Below are 11,301 nucleotides of genomic sequence, written 5' to 3' on the forward strand. Positions count from 1 at the left end.
CCCCTCCCCCCCGCCATATTTGCCATCTCCAAGGATCGGGCAGCCGATTGCCTGACTGTGGACACGCAGCTGGTGGGTACGACCGGTCAGCGGTGACAAGGCAAGCCATGCGGCCTTGCGCCCGGCGCGATGCAGCTGGCGGAAGACGGACTGCGCGGATTTTCCGAGCTTCTCGTCGATCACCATTTTCTCGCCGCCCTTGCCCGACAGTTTGGCAAGCGGTGCGTCAATCATGCCTTCGCGTTCCGCAGGCGCACCGGTGACAATCGCCCAGTAAAGCTTGCGGGTCGATTTATCCTTGAACGCCTTGGTCAGGGCATGGGCCGCACTGGCAGAACGGGCCAGCAGCAAAACGCCACTTGTATCCTTGTCCAGTCGGTGAACAAGCTTCGGGCGTTCCTTGCTGTCGAGTTTAAGCGCGTCAAGCATGCCATCGACATGAACATTGGTGTTGGTCCCGCCCTGCACGGCAAGGCCGGCGGGCTTGTTGATCGCCAGCACCAACTCGTCATAGAAAATAACGGAATCACGAAGGGCTTGCAGCTCTGCCTCGGTCGCATCGGACTTGGCGGGGCCGGCCTGTTTGCGTTGCTGGACTTCGGCCGGGTTATAGCCCGAACCATCTTCGCCCCATGGGCCGGTTCCACCACCGGACATCACAGGTACAGGCGGCACGCGGATTTCCTGGCCCGGCTCCACACGTTGATTGGCCTTGGCACGTTTGCCATCGACGCGGATCTGACCGCCACGCAGGAACTTCTGGACCTGGCCAAATGTGAATTCCGGGCAGTTGCGCTTGAACCAGCGATCCAGCCTGATTTCGGCCTCGTCTGCCTTGACCTTGCGCAGAGTGACACCACTCATTGCAGAACACCCCTTACCAGCGCGATTGCGCCAAACAATGCCGAAATGCCGACGACCACGGAACCAATGACATAAAGGGCCGCAAGGCCCATATTGCCCCGTTCATACAAGGTCGCAGCATCCAGCGAAAACGTCGAAAAAGTTGTAAACGCCCCCAGAAAACCGGTCACAAGGAGTGCGCGCATTTCAAGCCCCATGGATAGTTTCAGGGCGGAAACCTCGATCAGCACCCCCATCAGGAACGAACCAACGATATTGACCGTCAGGGTTCCCCAGGGAAATCCAGAGCCCATCACCGAGCCCATCATGACGGACACACTGTAACGCGCAACGGCACCAACGGCACCGCCCAAGGCAATGGATGCGATTAACAACGGTGAAAATTGCATGGCGCGGAACCTATTCCCTCAGTCCAGAAATGTCACGTGTGAATACGGCATGGGGCCATGGCAAGAATGGAGGCCCGGTCAATGTCAATGTCAATATCCATGTCCAGCACACATCCCCTTTGTCACATCAAACACCAAGGGCTGCGGATGATCAATCCTGTTGGTGCTGGCTCAGGACCGCTCAGGATCCCTGGCCCATGCGGGTTTCGACATCCGCCAGCCAGGCGCGCGTGCGTTTTTCATTTTGCCCCATATCTTCAACGCCATAAACCGATTGGGCAAACAGGCAGAACGAAACGTCATTCCCGGTTTCTGGCAAGATCAGCTCGATCTCGACCCAGTCGGGAAAACGAAAGACCGGCGTGCGCGCCAGGAAATAAAGCCGACCGGCTTCGCCGCCCTCGACATCGGTCATCAGCTTCATGCCGTGATCAGGCGCAGTTTCAATCAGAACTTCGGTCAGGGATGCCACCGATGCCTTGAAGGTAGGGCTTTGCATGGCACGCTCGGTTGTCGGCAACCGATCCGCCGGACAGGTTATGAAGAAATTGCGCGCATCTGGAAGATCCATGTCCTGCGCGAAGGCGATATTGGGGGGATCACCCGCAGGCAACATATGGTCGATCAGCCCGGTAAAGCGGACGGTCACGAAAATGCCTGCCAGTACAAGCAGCCCCCAGATTGCAAACATCGCCAACCGTTTCAAATATACCACCTGCCAATGACAAAGCGCCTGCCCGAACGGGCACAGATACAATAGTACCAAATGCCGCAGAATCAAAATGCCCGAACGGGTAAACCGTCGGGCATTTGGCGTACAGCCCCGTCAATCAGCGAACCAAGGGGGGGGGGGGATAATCTGGAAATTCGCTGATCGGCGGGAGTGTATCGGAGTTTGGTATTTTCGAATTCTCAGGCCGCAACCGGAAGCGGAGCCGCTTCGACATTGGCAAGGGCGCGGGCCATGGCTTCTTCGGCGTTGACCGCAAAGCCGGATGCCTCGACGACTTCGACATCAGAGATGCCAATAAATCCGAGAACCTGCTTCAGGTACGGGGTTGCGAAATCAGCCGGGCTGTTGACCGGAACACCGCCCGTTGCCGCAACGATATAGGCCTTTTTGCCGGTCAGAAGACCCACAGGACCATTTTCGGTGTACTGGAACGTCACACCGACGCGTGCAATCAGGTCAACCCACGCTTTGAGCGTCGAGGGGATCGAGAAATTGTACATCGGCGCACCGATCACAATGACGTCGGCATCCTGAAGTTCAGCAACCATTTTGTCGGAAACGGAAATGATTTCTTTCTGGGCGTCCGTGCGGTCTGCTTCGGGGGTGTAATAGGCACCGACGGTTTCACCGGTCAGGGCGGTGATCAGGGTGTCGTTGGTATCGCGTTCAGCGACTTTCGCCGACGGATCCGCCGCAGTGATACGATCAATCAGCTTGGTCGCAATCTGGCGGGAATTCGAATTTGCGCCATTTACCGATGCGCTTACGTGCAGAATGTTGGTCATTTGCAGTCTCCTAGTCCGGGTTTCTGTGTTGCCCCGAACTTAAGCCCGCAAAGCCGATCTGTTTAGCCAGAGACTTTTCACCAAATTGTTTCCAATTTGATAACTAAACAAACCGTCAGTTACTTATTGTCTCGCTTCTTTTGACGTTCTGCGCGCAAGCGGTCGAAATATTCGACACGTTTTTTAAGATCGCGCTCAAACCCACGTTCGACCGGTTCATAAAAGTTTTGCCGTCGCATGCCCTCGGGGAAGTAGTTTTGCCCGGAAAAACCGTCTGCCTGATCATGGTCATAGGCATAACCACTGCCATAGCCGATATCAGACATCAGCTTGGTCGGCGCATTGAGTATATGGGCGGGCGGCATAAGTGACCCGGTATCGCGCGCGATCTTGAGCGACTTTTTATAAGCCGAATAACCGGCATTAGATTTTGGCGCGAGGGCGAGGTAAATCACCGCCTGGGCCAGCGCCAGTTCGCCTTCGGGACTGCCAAGCCGTTCATAGGATTCCCACGCACCGATGCAAAATTGCTGGGCCTGCGGATCGGCAAGACCGATATCCTCGACCGCCATGCGGGTCAGGCGGCGGGCAACGAATTTCGGATCCTCGCCCCCGGCCAGCATGCGGTTAAACCAGTACAACGCAGCATCCGGGTCAGAACCCCGAATGGATTTATGCAGCGCGCTGATCAGGTTGTAGTGACTGTCATCGCCCTTGTCATAGATCGGCATGCGCTTTTGCACGGTGCGGGCAAGTTCCGCCACGCCAAGCGGGCCATCATCACTGGGCGGCAGGGAAAAGAGTTCCTCTGCTAGGTTCAGGCAATAGCGCCCGTCGCCATCGGCCATGGCGCGCAGGGTTTCACGGGCTTCGGGGGTGACGGGCAGGTCAAAGCCCATTTCCTTTTCGGCCCGCACGAGAAGTTCTTCAAGGCCCTGATCATCCAGACGCTTGAGCACCAATACCTGACAACGCGACAGAAGTGCTGCGTTCAATTCAAAGGACGGGTTTTCTGTGGTCGCGCCGATCAGTGTGATGGTGCCGTCTTCAACATAGGGCAAAAAGCTGTCTTGCTGGGCCTTGTTGAAACGGTGGATTTCATCAATGAACAGCAATGTCGCCCCACCGGTGGAACGCCGCGCACGGGCACGCTCAAACACCTTGCGCAGATCCGCCACCCCGGAAAAGATCGCCGAGAGCGGCTCAAACGCCATATCGGCGACATCGGCCATCAGGCGGGCCAGTGTCGTTTTGCCACAGCCCGGCGGCCCCCACAGCACGACCGAGGGCACCCGACCGGTCTTGATCATGCGGGTGATCGGCCCGTCATCGCCAAACAGATGCCCCTGGCCAACCACCTCATCGAGTTTGGCGGGGCGCAATCTGTCGGCCAAAGGGCGCGTGACCTGACTTTCAAACAGGGAAACCATGCTGGAACAATACGATGTTGGTTTTTGGGGCGTCTTGACCGGAAAGTAACACGCAGATGACATTGATGACAGACGAAACATCGTCGATTGACGCCCTGAAAGGCACAGCATAGCTTTCAACCGTAATCCTGCATAACCACCAAGAAGAAGCCGTTTGTGACGCCTGTTCCTGCCTGCTTGATCCGCCCTGATTGCGGGGGTCATAGATGACACCGCATCGCGCACCGGCCAAACTGCCGATCGTCATCGGATTGGGCACGGGACAAACCCTTGCATTCGGGACCACGCTTTATCTGCCGGCCATTCTGGCAGAGCCGATGGCGAATGAGCTTGGCATTCCGCCCGGTTGGGCGTTTGGCGCGTTTTCACTTGCGCTGATCTTTGCTGCCCTTTTGGGGCCCAAGGCCGGGGCGCGGATTGATCAGTTTGGCGGGCGCACGGTGCTGGCGTTTTCCAGCCTGATCTTTGCCGCCGGTCTTGCATTACTGGGCACGGCCGATAGCCTGATCATGATGTGTGTGGCGTGGTGCGTCATTGGTGTTGGCATGTCGATGGGGCTTTATGAGTCAGCCTTTGCCACGCTGAGCTGGATTTACGGGCATGATGCACGCGGCCCGATTACCGGCATTACCCTGATCGCCGGATTTGCCAGCACGATCTGCTGGCCGATTACCGCCGGATTAGAAGCCGAATTTGACTGGCGCACCGCGTGCTATTTCTGGGCCGTGATGCATATTGTGCTGGGCTTGCCGCTTAATCTGTTTCTGATCCCGCGCACCAAGGGCGACGCGCATACGACGGCAGAACACGAAACACCCACAGCGCCCCCTGCCCCGACCAAGCTGTCACGACAGGATATCTTCAATTTGCCGATGATCCTGCTGGCGATTGTGTTTGCCACCAGCTGGTTTACCGCAACGGCCATGGCGGCCCATTTGCCGCGCCTGTTGCAAATATCGGGTATGGATGCCGCCAGTGCCCTGATTGCCGCATCGCTGGTGGGTCCGGCACAGGTTGCAGGCCGGCTGGCCGAGTTCGGATTGCTTAAAAAGATGCATCCACTGATTTCATCACGGCTTTCGGCCCTGACCCATCCGGTGGGGGCGGTGCTGCTTTTGATCTTTGGTGGCCCGGTCGGGATGCTGTTTACCAGCCTGCACGGGATCGGCAACGGAATCCTGACCATTGCCAAGGGGACCTTGCCATTGGCAACGTTTGGCCCTGCGGGATATGGCGCACGGCAGGGTTATATCATGGCACCATCACGCTTTGCGCAGGCGGCAGCGCCGTTCGTCTTCGGGCTTCTGATTGATGATTACGGGCAGTACGCGATTTTGCTGACCATCGGGTTGGGCCTTGTCACCTTTGTTGCCCTGATGATGTTGCGTCACCAGCCGCAAACCCGTTGACCAGACAACGAAAAAGGCGCGCCATCAGTTGGCGCGCCTTTTGTTTTGCTGTGACGGGCTGGCTACCTAAAGAGTGAAATCACCCGTCAGAACCTTGCCATCGCGTTTAACAGCGATCTTCCAGTCGCGGCTGCGTTCACCGGCCCGGATGACTTCCTTGAAGCGTGCCACCGAGGTGATCGGTTCGCCATTGACCTCGACAATATAGTCCCCGGCCTTAAGGCGTGTGCGGCGTGCAAGGCTGTCACGGGCGACGGCCAGGATTATAACCCCTTCACTTAGGGTATCGATACCGAGTTCATCGGCCAGTGCCGGGTTCATATTGGCGATCTTGGTGCCACTGAACGGGTTGCGGCCATCAATGATGCTTTCATCGCGTGCGGGAATTTCCGGGGCGACTTCGAGCGGCATGGCAAGGGTGACTTCACGCCCGCGACGCAAGACGGCCAGCGTGGCCTCACCATTCAGCTCCAGCGTCGCGATGCGGAATTTAAGCTCGTTCGGGTTATCAACCGCCAAACCATTGACCGCGATCACCACGTCACCTGATTGCAGCCCGCCCCGTTCAGCCGGACTGCCGGTGCGCACCCTGTTGATCAGAACACCATGCGGGCGATCCAGTTCAAGTGATGCGGCCAGATCGGCTGTGACCGCCTGCCCCGCAGCGCCGAGCCACGGACGACGCAGATCGCCACTGATCAGGCCACGCATCACCACCTTGACCATATTGGCCGGAACCGCAAAGCCAATGCCGTTCGATCCGCCGGATTTGGTGAAGATTGCCGAGTTGACCCCGATCAGGTTGCCATCAATATCGACCAACGCCCCGCCGGAGTTGCCCGGATTGATCGCCGCATCTGTCTGAATGAAGGATTGATAGTCCTGCCCGGTGACACCGGCGCGCGCCAGTGCCGACACAATCCCGCTTGTTACGGTTTGTCCAACACCAAACGGGTTGCCGATCGCCAGAACAAGGTCGCCGACCTCGACCGCATCCGAATCGCCAAACGGAATGGCAGGCAATTCTTTATCAACATCACGCAGCTTGAGGACGGCCAAATCAGTGCGTTCATCCGACCCGACCAGATCAGCATCAAATTCGCGGTTGTCATGCAAGACGACGCGGATTTCACTGGCGCCAGCGATGACGTGATGGTTGGTCACCACAGTGCCATCACCAGATACGATCACACCCGACCCAAGCGAGCGTTCAACACGCTGGCGTGGCGCACCAAAGGCACCGCCGAAGCGATCCCCGAAGAACTGCTTGAAGAACGGGTCATTGAAAAATGGTGTGCGCTGGCGCTGCTCGACCACCTTCTTGGTGTAGATATTGACAACCGCAGGCGCGGTTTGCTTGACCAATGGCGAAAGCGACATCTTGATTTCCGTCTGGCTCGACGGCAAACGCCGATCCAGAGTGGCTTCATCGCTTTGGGCATGGGCCAGATTGCCGGTACCAGACAAAGCCGCCATCCCGATCACGGCAAAGGCGACAATCTTTGAAATCCAATTTGCCTGCACGTCACACACTCTCTCTTTTTGTCTTGCGGCAACCGGTCATCTGACCGGCATGGCTTGTCATCAATTAGGAAAAATAGAACTGCTGCGCAACCTTGGCGGAAATATGAAACCTATGGCATTTCGCAAAAAGAAAACGGGCGACACCATAAGGCATCGCCCGTTTCTGTTTCTTAAAGGCCGAAACGTTGCTTATTCAGCAACAGCTTCTTCGCCTTCGCCCTCTGCTTCGAGGCGAGCACGGTCTTCCGCGCCTTTTGCATCGGCGTTGCGATCGACAAGTTCAATCACAGCAACCGGAGCCGCATCGCCGTAACGGAAGCCAGCCTTGAGAACGCGGGTGTAACCACCGGAACGCTCTTTGTAGCGGTCGGCGATTTCGCCGAACAGCTTGGCTACGACTTTGTCGTCACGCAGGATCGAAATGGCCTGACGGCGTGCATGCAGGTCGCCCCGCTTGCCCAGCGTAATCAGTTTTTCGACATACGGGCGAAGATCCTTGGCCTTCGGAAGAGTGGTTTTGATCTGCTCGTGGGTGAGCAGCGAAACTGCCATGTTGGCAAACATCGCCTTACGATGGGACGAAGTACGATTAAGCTTACGGCCTTGCATACCGTGACGCATGGTAACTCTCCTTAATAGCCTGGCTTCGCTCACGAAACCGATTGTAAAACCGCCCCGCCACCCTGATCACTTTCACAGAAAGGCCAGGTTATGCACGTGCGGTGTGGGCAACGCGCCCGCCGGATGCCCAAACAACTGGGTTCTCCGGTTTGGAACACGAATGTTCCGATAACGGCCCGAAGGCCGAAGACCCGTTCTTAGAACGGATCTTCGAACTTGCGAGCAAGTTCTTCGATGTTTTCCGGCGGCCAGCCACCGACTTCCATACCAAGATGCAGACCCATCTGAGCCAGAACATCCTTGATTTCGTTCAGCGACTTACGGCCGAAGTTCGGCGTACGGAGCATTTCTGCTTCGGTCTTCTGAACAAGATCACCGATATAGATGATGTTGTCGTTCTTCAGGCAGTTTGCCGAACGTACCGACAGTTCAAGCTCGTCAACCTTACGAAGAAGGTTGCGGTTGAACGGCAGTTCGTCTTCTTTCTTCTCTTCGACAACCGCTTCCGGCTCTTCGAAGTTGACGAACAGCGACAGCTGGTCCTGGAGGATACGGGCAGCAAGCGCAACCGAATCTTCCGGGGTCAGCGCACCGTTGGTTTCAACGGTCAGCGACAGCTTGTCAAAGTCGGTATCCTGACCAACACGGGTGTTTTCCACCTTGTAGGCCACTTTACGGATCGGGCTGAAGATCGCATCGATCGGAATAAGACCAATCGGCGCGTCAGACGAGCTGTGCGAGCTGGCTGCAACATAGCCTTTACCGTTATCAACGGTGAATTCGATGTTGAGCGTTGCACCATCATCAAGATGGCACAGCTCGAGATCCGGGTTGAGGATTTCGATATCCGCACCGGTTTCGATCTGACCTGCGGTGACGGCACCAGGGCCGGCCGCCTTCAAAGCCATTTTCTTCGGACCTTCAGCATGCATGCGCACGCCCATGGTCTTAATGTTCAGGATGATGTCGGTGACATCTTCACGCACACCCGGGATCGACGAAAATTCGTGCAATACACCGTCGATCTGGATCGCAGTAACTGCCGAACCCTGGAGCGACGACAGCAGAATGCGACGCAGCGCGTTACCCAGGGTCTGACCAAAACCGCGCTCCAGCGGTTCTGCCACGATCGTACCAATACGGCTGGCATCAGTACCCGGAGTAACATCAAGCTTCGTCGGCTTAATCAGTTCCTGCCAGTTCTTTTGAATCACGAGACCCACCTTCGCAACTGGAGCCTATGGAAATGAGGGCAAACATTTTGCCCCCACGAGAAACGCGAAGAGGCCCGGTCATCCCGGGCCCAAACGCGGGGTCGTCCGCAAGGATCGACGCGATTAGACGCGACGACGTTTACGCGGACGGCAACCGTTGTGCGGAATCGGCGTTACGTCTTTGATCGACGTAATGGTGAAACCGACAGCCTGAAGCGCACGCAATGCAGATTCACGTCCCGAACCCGGGCCTTTAACCTGTACTTCGAGGGTTTTCATGCCGTGTTCAGCAGCTTTTTTACCTGCATCTTCGGCAGCCATCTGTGCAGCATACGGAGTCGATTTACGCGAACCGCGGAAACCCATACCACCAGCGGTCGACCAGGAAATGGTATTTCCCTGAACGTCGGTGATGGTGATCATGGTGTTGTTGAAGGTCGCGTTTACGTGCGCGATACCGTTCGTAATGTTCTTGCGCTCGCGGCGACGCACGCGAGTCTGAGGAGTCTTCGCCATTGTCGTTCCCCTACCTTACTTCTTCTTGCCAGCAATCGGCTTAGCCGGGCCCTTACGGGTGCGAGCGTTGGTGTGGGTACGCTGACCGCGTACCGGGAGACCGCGACGATGACGCAGGCCGCGATAGCTGCCCAGGTCCATCAGACGTTTAATGTTCATTGCGGTTTCACGACGGAGGTCGCCTTCGACGGTGTAATCAGCGTCGATGACTTCACGAACCTTCAGAACCTGGTCATCAGAGAGCTGATGAACGCGGGTTGCGGATTCGATACCGACCTTTGCGCAAATTTCTTTGGCTTTAGCCGGGCCAATACCGGTGATGTAGGTAAGCGCAATCACGACACGCTTAGCGGTCGGGATGTTTACGCCAGCAATACGAGCCACTATGTGAACTCCTGTTTCCTGTTAACAAACCCAGAGGCAGATCCGGTAGGGTAGGACGCTGCAAAAGCGGGCCAGCATTACTGCCAACCCGCCAGCAAAAAAACGCCCTGCCCGGGAAATTACCCCAGGATGGCTTCAATCTCGCGCGTAACTTGGTCGATTTCGGCCATCCCGTCAACTGTTTTCAGCTTACCGACCTTTTCATAGTAAGGAATGATCGGTGCTGTTTGCTTGTGATAAGCTTCCAGTCGCGATGTGACCGTCTCGGCGGTATCGTCCGCACGGCGTTTAAATTCGGTGCTGCCACATACGTCACAGACACCTTCCTTGGCGGGTTTCTGGAACTCGTCGTGATAGCCCTGCCCGCATTTCGCGCACGTATAGCGACCCACAACGCGGGCCACCAATGCTGCATCGTCAACACGCAGTTCAATCACGTAATCCAGTGCCAGTCCCTTGGATTCCAGCATCACGTCCAGAGCTTCTGCCTGGGCGGTGGTACGCGGGAACCCGTCCAGAATGAAACCACCTTTGGTATCATCCTGGTCAAGTCTTTCAGAAATCAGGCCGATCATGAGATCGTCAGAAACGAGTTGCCCCGCATCCATGACTTCTTTTGCCTTCTGCCCAAGTTCCGTACCGGCAGCAACCGCTGCACGGAGCATGTCGCCCGTCGAGAGCTGGATCATGCCGCGTCCTGTTTCAAGACGCTTGGCCTGGGTACCTTTCCCTGCGCCGGGTGGGCCAAGAAGGATAATGTTCATCGTCTTCCCCCTGAATGCGGTGGCGGCTTTTAGCGGCGGCGACCACGCAGTTTGGATTTCTTGATCAGGCCTTCATACTGGTGAGCCAGCATATGAGACTGAATCTGCGCAACGGTATCCATGGTTACCGTGACAACGATCAGGAGGCTAGTCCCACCAAAGTAGAAGGGAACCGACCATTCCGCGATCAGAAGTTCCGGCAGGATACAGACGAATGCAAGATACGCTGCACCGATCACCGTCAGACGGGTCAGAATGAAATCCAGATGATTCGCGGTATTTTTACCCGGACGGATGCCCGGAATAAAGCCACCATGTTTCTTCAGGTTGTCTGCCGTATCTTCCGGGTTGAAAACAACCGCAGTGTAGAAGAAGGCAAAGAAGACGATCAGGCCGATATAAAGCGCAATATACAGCGGCTGGCCACGGCCCAGCAGTGCGGTCGCAGTGGTCAACCATGCCGGAGCATCAACGCCGGTGGTGAACTGCGCAACCGAGAGCGGCATAAGCAGCAGCGAGCTTGCGAAGATCGGCGGAATAACACCGGCAGTGTTGATCTTGAGCGGCAGGTGCGAGCTCTGACCTTCCATGACCTTCATGCCGACCTGGCGTTTCGGGTACTGGATCAGAACGCGGCGCTGTGCACGTTCAACAAAGACGATGAAGGC

The 11,301-nt window shown here is 56.6% G+C and carries 13 protein-coding genes; 1 reads left to right on the forward strand and 12 read right to left on the reverse strand.

Annotated features, from left to right (window positions below; genetic code table 11):
• The 5 genes from B2R48_RS18870 to B2R48_RS18890 all read right to left on the reverse strand — a co-directional run.
• Positions 1–864: RluA family pseudouridine synthase (locus B2R48_RS18870; RefSeq protein WP_297003452.1), on the reverse strand; the 864-nt coding region annotated here is incomplete at its 3' end.
• The gene (gene crcB, locus B2R48_RS18875; RefSeq protein ID WP_062953747.1) at positions 861–1,253 is read right to left on the reverse strand and encodes a fluoride efflux transporter CrcB; all 393 of its coding nucleotides are present in this window, start codon (positions 1,251–1,253) and stop codon (positions 861–863) included. The genes crcB and B2R48_RS18870, both read right to left, overlap by 4 nt.
• Positions 1,254–1,434: 181 nt before the next feature.
• Positions 1,435–1,944 carry a DUF1499 domain-containing protein gene (locus B2R48_RS18880; RefSeq protein ID WP_062953746.1) on the reverse strand — a complete coding sequence of 170 codons (510 nt, stop codon included), beginning with the start codon at positions 1,942–1,944 and terminating at the stop codon, positions 1,435–1,437.
• Between the two features lie 221 nt (positions 1,945–2,165).
• Positions 2,166–2,771 (reverse strand): FMN-dependent NADH-azoreductase, encoded by a 606-nt coding sequence (locus B2R48_RS18885; protein ID WP_062953745.1) that lies wholly within the window; start codon positions 2,769–2,771, stop codon positions 2,166–2,168.
• A gap of 119 nt (positions 2,772–2,890) precedes the next feature.
• The gene (locus tag B2R48_RS18890; protein WP_297003457.1) at positions 2,891–4,201 is read right to left on the reverse strand and encodes a replication-associated recombination protein A; all 1,311 of its coding nucleotides are present in this window, start codon (positions 4,199–4,201) and stop codon (positions 2,891–2,893) included.
• Between the two features lie 206 nt (positions 4,202–4,407).
• On the opposite strand from B2R48_RS18890, the gene B2R48_RS18895 reads away from it, so the two are divergent.
• Positions 4,408–5,610 (forward strand): MFS transporter, encoded by a 1,203-nt coding sequence (locus B2R48_RS18895; protein WP_297003459.1) that lies wholly within the window; start codon positions 4,408–4,410, stop codon positions 5,608–5,610.
• Positions 5,611–5,676: 66 nt separating this feature from the next.
• Here B2R48_RS18895 and B2R48_RS18900 read toward each other — a convergent pair whose 3' ends face one another.
• The 7 genes from B2R48_RS18900 to B2R48_RS18930 form a co-directional block, all read right to left on the reverse strand.
• Positions 5,677–7,134 (reverse strand): DegQ family serine endoprotease, encoded by a 1,458-nt coding sequence (locus tag B2R48_RS18900; RefSeq protein WP_297003460.1) that lies wholly within the window; start codon positions 7,132–7,134, stop codon positions 5,677–5,679.
• A 189-nt stretch (positions 7,135–7,323) separates the two neighbouring features.
• A complete protein-coding gene (gene rplQ, locus B2R48_RS18905) occupies positions 7,324–7,755 on the reverse strand; it encodes a 50S ribosomal protein L17 (RefSeq protein WP_084271929.1) in 432 nt (143 codons plus the stop codon).
• Between the two features lie 197 nt (positions 7,756–7,952).
• Positions 7,953–8,969 carry a DNA-directed RNA polymerase subunit alpha gene (locus B2R48_RS18910; RefSeq protein WP_297003462.1) on the reverse strand — a complete coding sequence of 339 codons (1,017 nt, stop codon included), beginning with the start codon at positions 8,967–8,969 and terminating at the stop codon, positions 7,953–7,955.
• A gap of 123 nt (positions 8,970–9,092) precedes the next feature.
• Positions 9,093–9,485 carry a 30S ribosomal protein S11 gene (gene rpsK, locus B2R48_RS18915; protein WP_008892196.1) on the reverse strand — a complete coding sequence of 131 codons (393 nt, stop codon included), beginning with the start codon at positions 9,483–9,485 and terminating at the stop codon, positions 9,093–9,095.
• Between the two features lie 15 nt (positions 9,486–9,500).
• The gene (gene rpsM, locus B2R48_RS18920; protein WP_008892195.1) at positions 9,501–9,869 is read right to left on the reverse strand and encodes a 30S ribosomal protein S13; all 369 of its coding nucleotides are present in this window, start codon (positions 9,867–9,869) and stop codon (positions 9,501–9,503) included.
• A 119-nt stretch (positions 9,870–9,988) separates the two neighbouring features.
• A complete protein-coding gene (locus B2R48_RS18925) occupies positions 9,989–10,633 on the reverse strand; it encodes an adenylate kinase (protein WP_062953740.1) in 645 nt (214 codons plus the stop codon).
• A gap of 29 nt (positions 10,634–10,662) precedes the next feature.
• Positions 10,663–11,301: preprotein translocase subunit SecY (locus B2R48_RS18930; RefSeq protein ID WP_297003465.1), on the reverse strand; the 639-nt coding region annotated here is incomplete at its 5' end.

Origin of the sequence: Thalassospira sp. UBA848, assembly GCF_002295455.1 — a bacterium.
GTDB lineage: Bacteria > Pseudomonadota > Alphaproteobacteria > Rhodospirillales > Thalassospiraceae > Thalassospira.